Genomic DNA, 16,186 nt, shown 5'->3' with positions numbered 1-16,186 from the left:
CTCTTTTGATGAGAAGGCCTCGAGTCTATCAACCCTCGCGCAAGACTGTCAGTGGGCTGGCATTCAACGCGCGTCGTGTGCCGAACACTCCGGCGCCACCGACCAGCAAAGCACCGATCACCGGCAATAGCAGCAACCAGGGATGGGGGTGCCAGGCCAGATCAAAGGCATAACGGTAAAGCACCAGGCTCACCAGCTCCGAACCGAGCGCGGCGAGCAGTCCGCTGACGGCGCCCAGCAAGCCAAACTCGATGCGCCGTGCCTTGACCAGCAGTTGTCGTTCGGCACCCAGGGCGCGTAACAGCGCGCCTTGGCGAATGCGCTCATCGAGGGTTGCCTGCAAGCCGGAAAACAGCACCGCCATGCCCGCCGCGAGGACGAACAGCAGCACGTATTCCACCGCCAGCGTGACTTGCTCAAGGATGCTGCGCAGTTGGGCGAGCAAGGCTTCGACCTGCAAGATGGTCACCGCCGGAAAGGCCCGTGACAGCTCGACAATCTGCGCGTCGTGGCCGGGCGCCAGGTAGAAGCTGGTGAGGTAGGTCGCCGGCAGGTCTTTCAGGGTGCCGGGCTGGAAGATCATGAAGAAGTTCGGCTGGAAGTTGTCCCAGTTGATGTTGCGCAGGCTGGTGACCCGCGCTTCGCGATTGACCCCGCCGACGGTGAAGACCATGTGGTCGCCGAGTTTGAGTTTCAGGCTCTCGGCCACTTTGCCCTCGACCGACACCCCGGGGATGTCCTGCTCAGGCTGCGCTGGCCACCAGTTGCCTGCGGTAATGCTGTTGCCCGCCGGCAATTCGGCGGCCCAGGTCAGGCTCAGGTCGCGCTGGATCGCCCGGTCACCCTGGGAGTCCTTGCTGACGATGCCTTGCACCGGCTCGCCATTGATGCTGATCAGCCGTCCCGGTACCACCGGGTACAGCGGTGCCGATTGAGCGGAGAGGTCGATCAGGCGATCGGTGAAAGCCTGTTTGTCGGCAGGCAGGATGTTGAGCGCGAAGTAGTTGGGGGCGTTCTTCGGCAGCTGGTTTTGCCAGGTGTCCAGCAGCTCGCCACGCAGCAGGGCGATGAGCGCCATCGACAACAGGATCAATCCGAAGGCCAGGGACTGGCCTGCCGCCGCCAGCGGGTGGCGCAGCAACTGACCCAGGCCCAGGCGCCAGGGCAGCGGTGCGCCGGCCAGCAGGCGACGCAGGCTTTTGAGCACCAGCAGCAACAGGCCACCGAGCACCAGGGCGGCGATGATACCGCCCCCCAGCAGGGCGAACGTCAGCAACAGGTCCAGGCTCAAGCGCCACATGATCAGTGCCAGGGCCGCCAAGGCGGCGCCATAGACCATCCAGGTGCTGGAAGGAATCGGCAGCATGTCGCGGCGCAGGACGCGAAGCGGCGGAACGCGACCGAGGGCGGCCAACGGCGGCAGGGCAAAACCGGCGAGCGCGACCAGGCCGGTGCCTATCCCGGCAATGGCCGGCAGCAACCCTCCTGGTGGTACATCGGTGGGCAGCAGGTCATGCAGCAGCGCGAACAAGCCAAGCTGGGCCAGCCAACCGAGAAGGGCGCCGCTGATGCTGGCCAGCAGGCCGAGCACCGCCAGTTGCAGGCTGAACAGCAGCAAGGTTTCCCTGCGCGACAAGCCAAGGCAGCGTAACAGGGCGCTGGCGTCGAAGCGGCGAGTGGCGAAGCGGGTGGCCGAGAGCGCGACGGCGACACCCGACAACAGCACCGCCACCAGGCTGGCCATGTTCAAGTAGCGCTCGGCCTTGCCCAGGGCACCACCGATTTGCCGGTTGCCGTCGCGGGCGTCCTGCAGGCGCTGGTTGGCCGCCAGCCCCGGCTTGATCCCCTGTCGATAGGCTTCCAGTGCCGAGGCTTCGCCGCGCCACAGTTCGCGGTAGCTGACCCGGCTGCCGGGCTGCACCACGCCGGTCGCGTCCAGGTCGGCGAGGTTGATCATTACCCGGGGCGTGAGGCTGTAGAAGTTGCCGGCCCGATCCGGTTCGTAGGTCAGGACGCGGCTCAGGCGCAGGGTTTTCATGCCGACGTCGATGCTGTCGCCGATCTTCAGGTCCAGCGCCGTCAACAAGCGCGCCTCGACCCAGGCTTCGCCCGGTTCTGGACCGCCGCCCACTTCCTCGGGGGCAAACGGGGCGGGCGCGCTTTTCAGCTGGCCCCGGAGCGGGTAGACCTCATCGGCGGCCTTGATGCTCGACAGCTGAATGCCCTTGTCGGTGGCGATGACGCTGGAAAACTCCACCACCCGGGCGTGTTGCAAGCCCAACGCCTTACCGCTCTGAATCTGCTCCGCTCGGGCCGGTGAACTGCCTTCGAGCAGTAGGTCGGCGCCGAGGAACTCGGTGGCGCGCAGCAGCATCGCGCTATTGAGGCGTGCACCGAAGTAACCGATGGCGGTGCTTGCCGCGACGGCTACCAGCAGGGCGAAGAACAACACCCGCAGTTCTCCGGCGCGGGCATCGCGCAACAATTGGCGAATGGCGAGGCTGAACAGGCGCAACAGCGGCAAGCGTGCCATCAAGGCTCCAGGGGGGCGACCAACAGGCCGGCTTCAAGACGGATCAGGCGGTGACAGCGATGGGCCAGGCGTTCGTCGTGGGTGACCAGCACCAAGGTCGTGCCGCTTTCTTTATTGAGGTCGAACAGCAGGTTGCTGATGTGCTCGCCGGTGTGGGTGTCGAGGTTGCCGGTGGGCTCGTCGGCAAACAGCACGTCAGGCTCGGCGGCAAAGGCCCGGGCAATCGCCACGCGCTGTTGCTCGCCACCGGAGAGCTGGCGCGGCGAATGGCTCAGGCGCTGGCCGAGGCCGACGCGACGCAGCAGTTCAGTGGCGCGCTCGCGGGCATCCTTGCGGCCGTCCAGCTCCAGCGGCAGCATGACGTTTTCCAGGGCGTTGAGGCTGTCGAGCAACTGGAAGGACTGGAACACGAAGCCGACATGCTCGGCGCGGATGCGCGCGCGCTGGTCCTCGTCCAGGTTACCCAGGGCCTGGCCCGCCAGGGTGACCTCGCCGCTGCTGGGCAGGTCGAGGCCGGCCAACAGCCCCAGCAGCGTGGATTTGCCGGAACCGGAGCTGCCGACAATGGCCAGGCTGTCGCCCTTGTTCAGTTCCAGGCTGAGTTGATGCAGGATGGTCAGTTCACCTTCCGCGCTGGGAACCACTTTGCTAAGGTTCCGCGCAGTGAGAATGCTTGCGCCCATGGAGAGTCCGATGCGTGTGTGGTTTTTGAGTGCTGGCCTGGCCTTGATGTGCATGGCCCAGAACGCAGCGGCGGGTACAGTCCTGATCGTTGGCGATAGTATCAGCGCCGCTTTCGGCCTGGATACCCGGCAGGGGTGGGTGTCGTTGCTTGAGCAGCGGCTGCGGCAAGAGGGTTTCAGCGATAAGGTGGTCAACGCCTCCATCAGTGGCGATACCAGTGCGGGGGGCCAGGCGCGGCTGCCGGCGCTGCTTGCAGAGCATAAGCCGGAGTTGGTCGTGCTGGAGTTGGGGGGCAATGACGGCCTGCGCGGACAGTCGCCCACACAATTGCAACAAAATCTTGCGTCGATGATCGACAGCGCCAGGGCCAGTGGTGCCAAGGTGCTGTTGCTGGGCATGCAACTGCCGCCTAATTATGGGGTGCGCTACACCGAGGCTTTCGCGAAGGTCTACAGCAACCTGGCGGAACAGAAAAACGTCCCGCTGGTGCCGTTTTTCCTGCAGGGAGTCGGCGGTAATCCCGAGCTGATGCAGGCCGATGGCATCCACCCGGCGGTCGCGGCGCAGGACAAGTTGCTGGAAAATGTCTGGCCTACGCTAAAACCGCTGCTGTGACGCTTTTCTAGCGGCAGTCTTTCGGCTAATGTTGCGCCCCCCTGATTTGGAGCCCCCGATGCCGCGTTCTGCCTGGTCCCTGTTTGCCTACCAACTGATCGAGCCCGACGAGCAGCTGGATCTGTTCGCCTGCCAGGAAGTCCGGGTGCATCTGGTGACGCGTCAACTGGAGTTGGGCGGCTCGGCCGACCGTACCTTGTGCGGCAGCTTGTTGCCGGCGCAACCGCGCTGGTCGAGCGTCGACCGCACGGTGTTCCAGGACCAGCGTCTGTGCTCGCTGTGCCGGGCGATCCTCGAGTCGCAAAAGCGCGGCACCTCGCCGATCTGGCCCGAGTTGCGTTTCGAGCTGTAACACTCCAGCGGGGGCGGGCCGTCGGCCCGGCTCCCCGATTCTCCGGGTGTCAGTGTACAATCGGCCTTTTATACCCTCTGTTGACCATGCAAAGGATTTTCCGGATGTTGCCGCGCTTTCCTGCCGTCGCCCGCTGCCTGTCTCTTGCCGCCTTGTGCGTGGCAGGTCCCGTTGCAGCGTTGGAGCTGCCTTTACCGCCACCGGGCGAAGATATCGTCGGTCAGGTGCAGGTGGTCAAGGCCAAATACGAAGATACCTTCGCTGATCTGGGCACCACCTATGACCTGGGTTATTCGGAAATGGTCGCGGCCAACCCGGGTGTCGACCCATGGTTGCCTGGAGCGGGTACCGAAATCATTCTGCCGACGCGCTTCATTCTGCCGCCTGGCCCGCGCGAAGGCATCGTGATCAACCTGGCCGAGTATCGCCTGTACTACTACCCCAAGGGGCGGAACGTGGTCTACACCTTCCCGCTGGGTATTGGTCGTGAAGGCTGGGGCTCGCCGATTGCCCACACCAGCATCGTCGCCAAGACACCGAACCCGACCTGGACCCCTCCAGCCTCGATCAAGGCTGAGCACGCGGCCGATGGCGACCCTCTGCCAAACGTCGTGCCGGCCGGCCCGGACAACCCGCTGGGGCCCTTCAAGTTCACCCTGGGCACGCCTGGCTACCTGATCCATGGCTCGAACAAGAAGTTTGGCATCGGCATGCGCACCAGTCACGGCTGCTTCCGCATGTTCAACAACAACGTCCTGGAAATGGCCAGCATGGTGCCGGTGGGCACTTCCGTGCGCATCCTCAACGACCCTTACAAGCTGGGCGTGAGTGGTGGCAAGGTCTATCTGGAGGCGCATACGCCGATCGACGACAAGGGCAACCCGTCGGTGGTCGACAAGCACACCTCGGTGATCAACGCCATGCTCAAGCGTGAAGACATCACTGGCAACATGCGCATGAACTGGGACGTGGTGCGCGACGTAGTCGCTGCCGAAGATGGCCTGCCGGTAGAGATTGCAGTGCCGAACGCCACGGCGCCGATGGTTACCAGCGCACCGCTCGAACTGCAGTAAGCGCTTCAAACAACCCGCCGGGGCGACATCGCTTCGGCGGGTTTTTTATGGCCTCAAGAAACCGCAGGCCATAAAAAAGCCGACCCAGAAACTGGGTCGGCTTGATAACAATCCCGAGGGATTATTACTTGCGGCTAGCTTTTTCCAGCATGCGCAGAGCACGCTCGTTAGCTTCGTCAGCAGTCTGTTGTGCTTTTTGAGCAGCAGCCAGAGCTTCATCAGCTTTACGGTAAGCTTCGTCTGCACGAGCCTGGGAGCGAGCTGCTGCGTCTTCAGTAGCAGTCAGACGTGCTTCGGTTTCTTTCGATACGCTGCTGCAACCGGTAGCCAGAACTGCGGCCAGAGCCAGAGCAGAGAATTTCAGAACGTTGTTCATCGTGTTCCCCTTCAAGGACTTTCTATTAAATAGCTATCACCTCAGAGTGAGGAAACAGCCGGCGTACATACTACCCATTACTTTTAGTAAGTAAACTGACGTAGCGCAAGAAGCAAAAAAAATTGTAGGCGCTGATTCTTTTTCGAGCAACTTTTAATCGCACTGTATAAAAAGTATGCAGCCGGGATGCCCGCCCTGAGCGACCTGCTTGAAACGCGCAACCTGCCCAGGTGCCTGTTTCGCAGTATGGGGCTAAAGTCGGTCTTTATTGATTCGTCTACACTTTTGTTGACGATTTGCGGAGCGCCTCACGCGAGTTTGCATGTTAGAGGTGACTTTAACTACCGACGCTCGTCTCAAGTCTCAATATCCGGCAATGTTCAGGCGCCCGCCCCGGGAGAATCTTCGGCCGAGCCCCTCGACGTGACCCGTGCCGATCCAGTGCACACGCGGTCATGACGAGTGCGCCTTGAGCATTTGTGCCATTGGTGCCTACTATTTGATACGTGCAAGACTGCGCGAGATCGGTACGGCCTTTTCTCGGTGTCCAGACAGGCACGGGGTGGCGCAGAGGTTCCTTCGCCGGAAAAACATCGGTAAGGTAGGGGTCAATTCAAGACCCGCGAGGAGCAGTGATGAGCGAGGCGTTGTCCATCCACCATGACCAGGCTGGTCATCAGTTCGAGACCATTGTGGACGGTCATCGTGCCTACCTGACCTATATGGACTTGGGTAAGCAGACCCTGGATATCTATCGCACGTTCGTGCCCAACGCGCTGCGTGGCCGAGGCATTGCCGCCGCGTTGACCGAGCAGGCGCTCGAGTATGCGGAACAAATGGGTTACACCGTCATCCCTTCGTGTTCCTACGTGGAGCGCTACATGGAGCGTCATCAGCGCCATGCTGCCAAGCTCTGATCAGGGGCACTCATGAAAACGCCGGGCTAAGCCCGGCGTTTTTGTGTGCGGCCTATGCCGATCAGGTGCGTTCACGCTTGGGCAGCACGTCCTTGAGCTTGGCATGCATGCTGCGCAAGGTGTTTTCGGTCGCGGACCAGTCGATGCACGCATCGGTAATCGACACGCCGTACTGCAGCTCGGCGAGGTCCTTGGGAATCGCCTGGCAACCCCAGTTCAAATGGCTTTCGACCATCAGGCCGATGATCGACTGGTTGCCTTCCAGGATCTGGTTGGCCACGTTCTCCATCACCAGGGGTTGCAGTGCCGGGTCCTTGTTGGAGTTGGCGTGGCTGCAGTCGACCATGATGTTCGGTTTGATCCCGGCTTTGTTCAGCGCTTGCTCGCAGAGCGCGACGCTGACCGAGTCGTAGTTCGGCTTGCCGTTGCCGCCGCGCAGTACCACGTGGCCGTAGGCATTGCCTTTGGTGGTCACGATCGACACGCCACCTTCCTGGTTGATCCCCAGGAAACGGTGCGGGCTGGAAACCGATTGCAGGGCGTTGATGGCTACGGTCAGGCCGCCATCGGTACCGTTCTTGAAGCCGACGGCCGAAGACAGGCCCGAGGCCATTTCACGGTGAGTCTGGGATTCGGTGGTGCGCGCGCCAATGGCCGACCAACTGATCAGGTCCTGCAGGTACTGCGGGGAGATCGGGTCAAGGGCTTCGGTCGCTGTTGGCAGGCCCATTTCGGCCAGGTCCAGCAGCAACTGACGACCGATGTGCAGACCGTCCTGAATCTTGAAGGAGTCGTCCAGGTACGGGTCGTTGATCAGGCCTTTCCAGCCGACGGTGGTACGTGGCTTTTCGAAATAGACCCGCATGACCAGGTACAGGGTATCGGACACTTCAGCGGCGAGCACCTTGAGGCGCTCGGCATATTCGTGTGCGGCCTTGATGTCGTGGATCGAGCAGGGCCCGATGACGACGAACAGTCGGTGGTCGGTGCCATCCAGGATGTTGCGAATCACTTCGCGACCCTTGGTCACGGTGCGCAGGGCGGCATCGCTCAAAGGGATATCACGCTTGAGCTGGTCAGGGGTGATCAGCGTCTCGTTGGAGGCGACGTTTAGGTCATTGATCGGTAAATCAGCCATCGTGTTACTCGTCAGGTCACGGGTGCCGGCCGCCAGCGATCCCCGCGCGGCGGAGCACAGCATGATTTAAGCGCAGCGGGGAGCCGAACCTTAGCGCGTTACGCTGTTGCTCGACAATGGGCAGGCGCGGGTTTAATCCAGTGCTGGCTGCACAAAAGCCTGGTGAACGGTCTCCTGGGAGTACTCCGTGGCATGCTGGTCGACCCATTCGAGGGCCAGGGCCTGGATGCCTTGCTGTTCGCGCAGTCGTTCCTGTTGCCGATAATAACGCTCGATCTGGCAGACCTGCTCGCCCATCCGCGCCTTGAACAGGGTTTGCTCGTCGATGAAGGCGATCCCCACCAGATAGCCATGCTTTCGTCGCAGGCACCAGGCCACATAGCCCAGGTAGCAGACATTTTCACTCAAGGTCGGCATTCGCACTTCCAGTGCCGTTCCCTTGCGCCAGGCGCGGTGGTAATTGCAGGCCACGCCTCCGAGACTGATAGAGTGCAACTCTTGCCGAGAAATACACTGGTGCTTGCGCAACGTTAACTCGACGGGCACGTCATCAGGATGAGGAATGAAACGCCCCATGAACACGGACTCCAAGTGTCGGTCATTCGACAGCGTTCTCCCCAGTATAGTGGTCGAATGGGAACTGACCGATTTCGATGCCGACCAGCGGTTGTTGGCGATGAAGGGCATTTCCCTGGTGATTTTCACCAGCGTGGGCTGCTCCGGTTGTCGCTGGGCTCGTCAGCAATTACCCCGCCAGGCGCTGGATATCGATCAACTGTGCTGGATCGATGCCGGCGATAACGGTGGGGTGGTGGAGCGTTATCAGGTCTTTCATTTGCCGTCGCTGTTTGTGGTGCGCGACGGTGAGTTTTATGGGGCGCTACAGTCGCGCTTGACCCGCACCGAATTGAACACGGCGGTGGGGCTGGCGCTGAGTCGGGATCCAGAGGAGTTACCGTGATGAGTGCAACGATTCAAAAGCCGAAAATCGGCATTATCGGTACCGGGGCGATTGGTGGCTTCTACGGCGTGATGCTGGCGAAAGCCGGGTTCGACGTGCATTTTCTACTGCGCAGCGAATTTTCGGCGGTGGCTGAACACGGCCTGCAACTCAACAGTGCGCCGTACGGTGCCGTGACCCTGAACCCGGTCCAGGCTTATTCCTCGGCTGAGGACATGCCGCCCTGTGACTGGTTGCTGGTCGGTACCAAGACCACCGGCAATGCCGCGTTGGCACCGACGATCATCAAGGCCGCCGCAGCCGATGCCAAGGTGCTGTTGCTGCAAAACGGCCTGGATGTCGAAGACAGTCTGCGCGATGCGCTGCCGGACAGCCTGCACCTGTTGGGCGGCCTGTGTTTCATCTGTGTGCATCGCTCAGGTCCCGGGGTGATCGAGCACCAGGCGCTGGGTGCCGTACACCTGGGTTACCACAGTGGCCCGGCGCAGGCGGACGAGCCTGCGCGTCAGCAGATTGTGGAACAGGGCGCCGGCTTGTTCCGTGCCGCCGGTCTTGATTCCCAGGCCATGGCCAATCTTGTGCAGGCGCGTTGGCAGAAACTGGTCTGGAATGTCCCATACAACGGTTTGTCGGTATTGCTCGGTGCGAGCACCACGCCATTGATGGCGGATGAAAACAGCCGCCAGCTGATCCAGGCATTGATGGCTGAAGTGGTGCAGGGGGCGCAGGCGTGTGGCTACAGCATGCCAGCGGGGTACGCCGAGCATTTGTTCAAGGTCACCGAGCACATGCCCGATTACTGGCCGAGCATGTACCACGATTACCTGAGTAAACGACCGCTGGAACTGGCCGCCATCTATGAAAGGCCCTTGGCGGCGGCCAGGGCTGTCGGTTGTTCGCTACCGAAAATCGAAGCCTTGTATCAGGCCCTGAGCTTTATCGACGGGCGTAACGGCTGAGTCTTTCACCCTGGGGGGAGTACGCATGGCAAACGGGATAGACAACAGACTGGTGCTGGCGATTTCTTCGCGAGCGCTGTTCGACCTGAGTGACAGCCATCAGGTCTATCTGGCCAGTGGCGTCGAGGCGTACCGGCAATATCAGATCGAACACGAAGACGAAATCCTCGAGCCGGGCGATGCTTTCCCCTTGGTGCAAAAGCTGCTCAACCTCAATGCCAGCCTGGGTAAGGCACGGGTCGAAGTGGTGCTGGTGTCGCGCAACAGTGCCGACACCGGTCTGCGCGTGTTCAATTCGATCCACCATTACGGGCTGGCGATTTCCCGGGCGGCGTTTGTCGGTGGGCGAAGCCCGTACCCGTATCTCAAGGCGTTCGGCTGCGACCTGTTTCTCTCCACGCATGCCGACGATGTGCGCAGTGCACTGGACGCGGGGTTTGCCGCGGCGACCATTCTGTCCGGTGGTGCCAGCCGTGCCGCCAGCGAGGAATTGCGCATCGCCTTCGATGGTGACGCGGTGCTGTTTTCCGATGAGTCGGAGCGGGTCTATCAGGCCGGTGGCCTGGAAGCCTTTCAGGCCAGTGAACGTCAGGCTGCACGAGAGCCGTTGCGCGGTGGTCCGTTCAAGGGGTTTCTGGCCGCACTCAATGCCTTGCAGCGCGAGTTTCCCGAAGACCGTTGCCCGATCCGCACGGCCTTGGTGACAGCCCGTTCGGCGCCGGCCCATGAGCGAGTGATTCGTACGCTGCGCGAGTGGGATATCCGACTCGATGAATCGCTGTTTCTCGGCGGCCTGACCAAGTCGGCCTTTCTCGAAGCCTTTGCCGCCGATGTGTTTTTCGACGATCAGGCGGGTCATTGCGAGCTGGCACGCGAAGTGGTGGCCACCGGTCATGTGCCCCATGGCATCAGCAATGAACTGAAGGTTTAAGTCTGTTGTTCAACGCTTTACCCGGAATGTCGTACTCGCTGTGGCACTGCTAAGCTGAATCAAGCTCCGCCATCTTGGCATTCGAGGAGGCCACATGATTCATTCGATTCTGTATGCCACTGACCTCGGCCTATACGCTCCCTTTGTGATGCAACATGCACTGGCGCTGGCTCGGACATTCAGAGCCGATCTGTATGTAGTGCACGCCGTTGAACCCATGGGTCTGTTTGCCGAATCGGTGTTGCAGAGCTATCTGGATGAGCAGGCCCTGAACGAATTTCACAGCCAGGGCTTGAGTACGGTGATGGCCAATATCGAGCAGCGCGTACTCGACAGTTTTCGCGAAGAGTTGGGGGAGGGGCAGCAGGACCTGGCGCTGATTCAATCGGTCAGAGTGTTTCAGGGCGACCCGTCGCAGGTCATTCTCGAGCAGGCACAGAAGCTCTCGGTGGACTTGTTGATCCTGGGTAGCCACAGCCATGGGGCTGGGGGGGAGACGCCGTTGGGGCGCACTGCCGCGCGGGTCTTGCAACTGTCCCAGGTCCCGGTTTACCTGGTGCCCTTGTCGCAACGCCGGCGCCACGGAGATATTTGAGGCGAGAACGCTGGCCTTTTGATGAAAAAGTTCTAGATTTATTCTTCAGGCCATTCATATAGTTATATATCGTCGCTGATGCCCGTGGCGTCTATCTGCTTTGAGGGATTCATATGAAGCTTCAACAATTGCGCTACATCTGGGAAGTGGCGCACCACGACCTCAACGTTTCCGCTACCGCTCAAAGCCTGTACACCTCGCAGCCGGGCATCAGCAAGCAGATCCGTCTGCTGGAAGACGAATTGGGCGTCGAGGTCTTCGCACGCAGCGGCAAGCACCTGACCCGAGTGACCCCGGCCGGTGAGCGCATCATCACCACCGCTGGCGAGATACTGCGCAAGGTCGAAAGCATCAAGCAGATTGCCCAGGAGTTCTCCAACGAGAAGAAAGGCACCCTGTCGATCGCCACCACCCACACCCAGGCACGTTATGCGCTGCCGCCGGTCATCAGTAATTTCATCAAGCAATACCCTGACGTTGCCCTGCACATGCACCAGGGCTCGCCGATGCAGATCGCCGAAATGGCCGCCGACGGCACCGTGGATTTTGCCATCGCCACCGAAGCCCTGGAGCTGTTCGGGGACCTGGTGATGATGCCGTGCTACCGCTGGAACCGTTGCGTGGTCGTGCCTCAGGGGCACCCGTTGACCAAGCTGCCGAAGCTGAGCCTCGAAGCCTTGGCCGAATACCCGATCGTGACGTACGTGTTCGGTTTCACCGGCCGTTCGAAGCTCGACGAAGCGTTCAGTCACCGTGGACTGACCCCGAAAGTGGTGTTCACCGCGGCCGACGCCGACGTGATCAAGACCTATGTCCGCCTGGGCCTGGGCGTGGGTATCGTGGCCAAGATGGCGGTCGACACCAAGCTCGACAACGACCTGGTGGTGCTCGATGCCAGCGAACTGTTCGAATCCAGCGTGACCAAGATCGGTTTCCGTCGTGGGACATTCCTGCGTGGGTTCATGTGCGACTTCATCGAGAAGTTCGCCCCGCACCTGACCCGTGACGTCATGGCCAAAGCCATCCAGTGCCACAACAAACAGGAACTGGAAGAGCTGTTCGCCGGCGTTGAGCTACCGGTTCACTAAAGCACCTCGGTGACAGTGAATTGTTGCCGAGTGCCCGCCACTACAATCTCTACCTCATCGTCCTCGAACTTGCCCAACAGGCTTTTGCCCAGCGGTGAGCGCGGGGTGATGACGGTAATCGGCTGCCCCACCAGGCAGACCTTCAAACCCGCCCCATCGGGCGCCAGAAACAGCCATTGCTGGCGACCGTTTTCGTCCTCAAGACCGAGCAGGGTGCCGACCTGGATGCCTTTTTGTGCGTCATGGGGCCCCAGGTTCATGTTCTGGCAAAGCGCCAGCGCCTGGCGAATTTCCTCCACGCGCCTGGCCTGGCCTGCCGCCAGATAGGACGCCTCCAGGCCCAGGGTGTCGTACTTGTTTTCGGCTATGTTTTCTTCATGGGTGGCGGTTTCGTAAGCGGTTTGTGCCGCGCGCCGGGCACTCTCGAGGTCGGCTGAGAGCTTTTCCAGAATCAGTTGGTGAACCGTTTGTTTATTCATGATCAATCGCAGAATTGCAGGACGTTGGCGCGGCTTTTTTCGCTGGGGGCCGTCTGGTCTTGTTGCAGCCAGAACTGGCACTTGGGGTTGGACAGGTTGCGGGTGTTGTTGCGTGCCTGATCGAGCGACTGCTGCTGCGTCTGTTTGCGCAGGTTTTCCTGGTACTGCTCGAACAGTGCGGGCGCCGGTTCGACCATCGACGGTTTGGGCTGCGTCAGTTGCCGGGTCGCTTCGGCCAGGGGAGCCAGTTGCTCGCCGGGCAAGACCATCGACAATAGCCAGCAGGTCAATGCGATGGCCAGGAATCCCAGCCACAGACCCAACGCGATGCTGACAATCAATTGCCGTGGATCGAATGTGATGGCCAGCGTGCGGCGAGCGGGTGGACGGTAGGGCATGGCGGCCTCCTGGCGAGGGTGTCGGGCAATCGGTGATTGTCGCATGAAGATTAATCGACCTTGGCACTTCTGCGCGCGACGATTTATGCGGACAATTGAGGTCTTTGCCCCACGGAGCCCGGAATGAAAGTCGACTGGGATATTTTTTGCACGGTTGTCGACAACTATGGCGACATCGGCGTGACCTGGCGCCTGGCCCGACAGCTGGTGGCCGAGCATCATTGTTCGGTGCGCCTCTGGGTCGACGACTTGTGCGCGTTCGAACGCTTGTGTCCGGAGCTGGACGTCAACGCGACGCGGCAATGGCAGCAGGGCGTCGAAGTGTGTCATTGGCCGGCGCACTGGCAGCCGACGGATGCCGCCGACGTGGTGATCGCGGCATTTGCCTGTCAGTTGCCCGGTGCTTATATGGAGGCAATGGCGACCCGTGAAACCACCCCGCTGTGGATGAACCTGGATTACCTGAGTGCCGAGGACTGGATCGTCGGTTGCCATGGCTTGCCGTCGGTGAAGCACAAGCATGTGCAAAAGTACTTTTTCTTCCCGGGCTTCCAGGCAGGTACTGGAGGCCTGCTGCGCGAGCGCGATCTACTGCTGCGCCGCGAGCAATTCCAGGCCGACCCGCACGCCCGGCAGGCGTTCTTGCAAGGGCTGGGTGTCGAGCGTGCCGAAGGCGCAGAGCTGATCTCGCTCTTTGCATATGAGAACGCTGGCCTGGCCGATTGGCTGGATGTCATGGCGGCCGGTGCAAAAGCCACTCATCTGCTGGTGCCCGAAGGACGAATCCTCGGCGATGTGTCGCGCTGGCTGGGTGTCGAGGGATTGTCGGTCGGGGCCCGGGAGGTACGGGGTGCCCTGACCGTGCAAGTGCTGCCGTTCGTCCGGCAGGATCAGTATGACCTGCTGCTGTGGAGCTGTGATTTCAACGCCGTGCGTGGAGAGGACTCGTTCATCCGGGCGCAGTGGGCCGCTCGTCCGATGTTGTGGCATATTTATCAGCAGGAAGAAGACATCCACCTCGACAAGCTTGAAGCTTTTCTGGCGCTCTATACCCAACGCCTGTCGCCCGCGGCGCGCACGGCGCTAGAGGGGTTATGGCGAGCGTGGAACACGGGTGAAGGAATGGCCCCGGCATGGGTTGCGGCACGGGAACACTGGCCAGAACTGCAAAATCACGCCCAGGCATGGTGTCTGGAACAGGCTTTGCAGGCCGATCTTGCTGCGGCGCTGGTGCAGTTTTACCTAAATTGGATATGATACGCGGCCTAGATTTTTGTAAATCCCATCCAAATTCGGATATTCGCAATGAAAACTGGTAAAGAACTGAAACCCGGTACGGTGATCCGTCTCGAAAACGACCCTTGGCTGGTTCAGAAAGCTGAATTCACCAAGTCCGGTCGTAACAGCGCGATCATGAAGACCAAGCTGAAAAACCTGCTGACCGGTTACAAGACCGAGATCGTTTACAGCGCTGACGACAAACTGGACGACGTGATCCTCGACCGCAAAGAAGCGACCCTGTCCTTCATCAGCGGCGACACCTACACGTTCATGGACACCACTGACTACACCATGTACGAGCTGAACGCCGAAGACATCGAAAGCGTTCTGCCATTCGTGGAAGAAGGCATGACCGACGTTTGCGAAGCCGTATTCTTCGAAGACCGTCTGGTTTCCGTAGAGCTGCCGACCACTATCGTGCGTCAGGTTGACTACACCGAAGGTTCCGCTCGCGGTGACACTTCCGGCAAGGTGATGAAGCCTGCCAAACTGAAGAACGGTACCGAGCTGTCGGTTGCTGACTTCATCGAAATCGGCGACATGATCGAGATCGATACCCGCGAAGGCGGTTCTTACAAAGGCCGCGCTAAATAAGCGCAGTTCTTGTAGGCAAGAAAAAGCCCGACCATTGAGTCGGGCTTTTTTGTGCGCGTCTGATCGGTGCGAGCACTCAGACGGTGACGTGCAGGCGAACGTCGACGTTGCCGCGAGTGGCATTGGAGTAAGGGCAGACCTGGTGCGCGGCATCGACCAGGTTTTGGGCATCGGTCTGCTCCAGGCCTGGCAGGCTGACATGCAGGTCGATGTCCAGGCCGAAGCCACCAGGAATCTGACCGATGCCGACATGGGCAGTGATCGAGGAGTCATCGGGAATCTTGCGCTTGGTCTGGCTGGCGACGAACTTCAGTGCGCCGATGAAGCACGCCGAATAACCGGCAGCGAACAGTTGCTCAGGGTTGGTCGCAGCACCGCCGGCTCCGCCCAGTTCTTTCGGGGTGGCGAGTTTGACGTCGAGGATGTTGTCACTGGAAACGGCGCGGCCATCACGGCCGCCGGTAGCGGTTGCAACAGCGGTATAGAGCGTTTGCATGGTATGAGCCTCTTCGGAGTTTACGTTTTTGCGCTAAATGTTTGCGCGCTAAATAATTGCCAAATAAATGTATCGCTCAAATATTTTGTGCGCAATATATTTTTTCGATTGACTCGATCGAAATGGTATCTACCGATCTGCGCGGTTTTTTGGGGGGGAGGCTGGTTTGGCAGTACAGGCGGTGTATCAGGAGCACCGCATGACTGTGTTCGCCTGCTAGACCGCTGCCAGGCAGCGGGGGTGTCAGAGGCTGTCTTGCAGATGGCTGCGCAGGTTCTGCAGATCGGCCTGCAGCTTGCGCATTTGCTCCAGGGTCTGGCCGCTGGCGCCGAGAATGCAGGGCGGAATGTCACGGGCTTGGTCTCGCAACGCCCGGCCTTGTTCGGTGAGTTCGACGATGACCACCCGCTCATCTTCACGACTGCGAGTGCGGCTCAGCAGGCCCTCTGCTTCCAGGCGCTTGAGCAAGGGCGTCAGCGAACCGGGGTCGGTCAGCAGGCGGTGACTGATTTCGCCGACGGTCAGCCCGTCCCGTTCCCACAACACCATCATTGCCAGGTATTGCGGATAGGTCAGGCCAAGCGCTTGCAGCAGGGGTTTGTAGACCTTGGTCATCAGCAGCGAAGTGGAGTGCAGGGCAAAGCACAGCTGGTTATCCAGCAGCAGGTTGTCGCAGTTGTCCGGGGTGTTGCGTGGAGGGGTCATGTCTTGGCCTT

General features: G+C 60.6%; 20 protein-coding genes. 11 read left to right on the top strand and 9 right to left on the bottom strand.

Annotated features, from left to right (window positions below; all coding sequences use genetic code 11):
* Positions 1–28: 28 nt before the first annotated feature.
* Both AC3WQN_RS01595 and AC3WQN_RS01590 read right to left on the bottom strand, forming a co-directional pair.
* Complete coding sequence (locus AC3WQN_RS01595; RefSeq protein ID WP_103399100.1) at positions 29–2,533, bottom strand: ABC transporter permease; 2,505 nt, start codon at positions 2,531–2,533, stop codon at positions 29–31.
* Positions 2,533–3,216: an ABC transporter ATP-binding protein gene (locus tag AC3WQN_RS01590; RefSeq protein WP_095143885.1), complete on the bottom strand. Its 684-nt coding sequence runs from the start codon at positions 3,214–3,216 to the stop codon at positions 2,533–2,535. The genes AC3WQN_RS01595 and AC3WQN_RS01590 overlap by 1 nt, the downstream gene beginning before the upstream one ends.
* 10 nt (positions 3,217–3,226) lie before the next feature.
* On the opposite strand from AC3WQN_RS01590, the gene AC3WQN_RS01585 reads away from it, so the two are divergent.
* The 3 genes from AC3WQN_RS01585 to AC3WQN_RS01575 all read left to right on the top strand — a co-directional run bounded on the left by AC3WQN_RS01585 (position 3,227) and on the right by AC3WQN_RS01575 (position 5,257).
* Entirely contained in the window at positions 3,227–3,832 is a 606-nt protein-coding gene (locus tag AC3WQN_RS01585; protein WP_103399099.1) for an arylesterase, read from the top strand.
* Positions 3,833–3,890: 58 nt separating this feature from the next.
* Positions 3,891–4,184 carry a hypothetical protein gene (locus tag AC3WQN_RS01580; RefSeq protein WP_095078654.1) on the top strand — a complete coding sequence of 98 codons (294 nt, stop codon included), beginning with the start codon at positions 3,891–3,893 and terminating at the stop codon, positions 4,182–4,184.
* A 104-nt stretch (positions 4,185–4,288) separates the two neighbouring features.
* Positions 4,289–5,257 carry a L,D-transpeptidase family protein gene (locus AC3WQN_RS01575; RefSeq protein WP_103399098.1) on the top strand — a complete coding sequence of 323 codons (969 nt, stop codon included), beginning with the start codon at positions 4,289–4,291 and terminating at the stop codon, positions 5,255–5,257.
* 124 nt (positions 5,258–5,381) lie between these two features.
* On the opposite strand, the gene oprI is transcribed toward AC3WQN_RS01575, so the two are convergent.
* Positions 5,382–5,633 (bottom strand): outer membrane lipoprotei OprI, encoded by a 252-nt coding sequence (gene oprI, locus AC3WQN_RS01570; RefSeq protein ID WP_003172710.1) that lies wholly within the window; start codon positions 5,631–5,633, stop codon positions 5,382–5,384.
* Positions 5,634–6,268: 635 nt separating this feature from the next.
* Here oprI and AC3WQN_RS01565 point away from each other — a divergent pair.
* Complete coding sequence (locus AC3WQN_RS01565) at positions 6,269–6,550, top strand: GNAT family N-acetyltransferase (RefSeq protein ID WP_095143882.1); 282 nt, start codon at positions 6,269–6,271, stop codon at positions 6,548–6,550.
* 61 nt (positions 6,551–6,611) lie between these two features.
* On the opposite strand, the gene AC3WQN_RS01560 is transcribed toward AC3WQN_RS01565, so the two are convergent.
* Positions 6,612–7,688, bottom strand: a complete 1,077-nt coding sequence (locus AC3WQN_RS01560; RefSeq protein WP_095078944.1) for a 3-deoxy-7-phosphoheptulonate synthase — start codon at positions 7,686–7,688, stop codon at positions 6,612–6,614.
* A 132-nt stretch (positions 7,689–7,820) separates the two neighbouring features.
* On the bottom strand, positions 7,821–8,264 hold the full coding sequence (locus AC3WQN_RS01555; protein WP_103399097.1) for a PilZ domain-containing protein: 444 nt from the start codon (positions 8,262–8,264) through the stop codon (positions 7,821–7,823).
* On the opposite strand from AC3WQN_RS01555, the gene AC3WQN_RS01550 reads away from it, so the two are divergent.
* From AC3WQN_RS01550 to cysB, 5 genes are all read left to right on the top strand, one after another.
* The gene (locus tag AC3WQN_RS01550) at positions 8,263–8,649 is read left to right on the top strand and encodes a YbbN family protein (RefSeq protein WP_095148823.1); all 387 of its coding nucleotides are present in this window, start codon (positions 8,263–8,265) and stop codon (positions 8,647–8,649) included. The two genes, AC3WQN_RS01555 and AC3WQN_RS01550, sit on opposite strands and share 2 nt — an antisense overlap.
* Entirely contained in the window at positions 8,649–9,608 is a 960-nt protein-coding gene (locus tag AC3WQN_RS01545; protein ID WP_103399096.1) for a putative 2-dehydropantoate 2-reductase, read from the top strand. Before AC3WQN_RS01550 ends, AC3WQN_RS01545 begins: the two co-directional genes overlap by 1 nt.
* 25 nt (positions 9,609–9,633) lie before the next feature.
* Positions 9,634–10,539 carry a 5'-nucleotidase gene (locus AC3WQN_RS01540; RefSeq protein WP_095078660.1) on the top strand — a complete coding sequence of 302 codons (906 nt, stop codon included), beginning with the start codon at positions 9,634–9,636 and terminating at the stop codon, positions 10,537–10,539.
* 94 nt (positions 10,540–10,633) lie between these two features.
* Complete coding sequence (locus AC3WQN_RS01535) at positions 10,634–11,134, top strand: universal stress protein (protein ID WP_095078661.1); 501 nt, start codon at positions 10,634–10,636, stop codon at positions 11,132–11,134.
* A 113-nt stretch (positions 11,135–11,247) separates the two neighbouring features.
* Complete coding sequence (cysB, locus tag AC3WQN_RS01530) at positions 11,248–12,222, top strand: HTH-type transcriptional regulator CysB (protein ID WP_103399095.1); 975 nt, start codon at positions 11,248–11,250, stop codon at positions 12,220–12,222.
* Here the strand turns inward: cysB and AC3WQN_RS01525 are convergent.
* Positions 12,219–12,701: a GreA/GreB family elongation factor gene (locus tag AC3WQN_RS01525; protein WP_103399094.1), complete on the bottom strand. Its 483-nt coding sequence runs from the start codon at positions 12,699–12,701 to the stop codon at positions 12,219–12,221. The genes cysB and AC3WQN_RS01525 overlap by 4 nt on opposite strands.
* Before the next feature lie 2 nt (positions 12,702–12,703).
* Positions 12,704–13,099: a hypothetical protein gene (locus tag AC3WQN_RS01520; RefSeq protein ID WP_103399093.1), complete on the bottom strand. Its 396-nt coding sequence runs from the start codon at positions 13,097–13,099 to the stop codon at positions 12,704–12,706.
* Positions 13,100–13,222: 123 nt separating this feature from the next.
* Between AC3WQN_RS01520 and earP the strand changes: the two genes are divergently transcribed.
* Both earP and AC3WQN_RS01510 read left to right on the top strand, forming a co-directional pair.
* The gene (gene earP / locus AC3WQN_RS01515) at positions 13,223–14,356 is read left to right on the top strand and encodes an elongation factor P maturation arginine rhamnosyltransferase EarP (RefSeq protein WP_103399092.1); all 1,134 of its coding nucleotides are present in this window, start codon (positions 13,223–13,225) and stop codon (positions 14,354–14,356) included.
* Between the two features lie 48 nt (positions 14,357–14,404).
* On the top strand, positions 14,405–14,974 hold the full coding sequence (locus AC3WQN_RS01510; protein ID WP_002554550.1) for an elongation factor P: 570 nt from the start codon (positions 14,405–14,407) through the stop codon (positions 14,972–14,974).
* Between the two features lie 76 nt (positions 14,975–15,050).
* Here AC3WQN_RS01510 and AC3WQN_RS01505 read toward each other — a convergent pair whose 3' ends face one another.
* Entirely contained in the window at positions 15,051–15,470 is a 420-nt protein-coding gene (locus AC3WQN_RS01505) for an organic hydroperoxide resistance protein (RefSeq protein WP_103399091.1), read from the bottom strand.
* A 243-nt stretch (positions 15,471–15,713) separates the two neighbouring features.
* On the bottom strand, positions 15,714–16,175 hold the full coding sequence (locus AC3WQN_RS01500) for a MarR family winged helix-turn-helix transcriptional regulator (protein WP_095144067.1): 462 nt from the start codon (positions 16,173–16,175) through the stop codon (positions 15,714–15,716).
* Positions 16,176–16,186 lie beyond the last annotated feature (11 nt).

The sequence above is a fragment of the Pseudomonas sp. FW300-N1A1 genome (genome assembly GCF_058789115.1).
The sequence above is the reverse complement of the archived record's forward strand: the minus strand, read 5'-3'. Positions and strand labels throughout refer to the sequence as shown.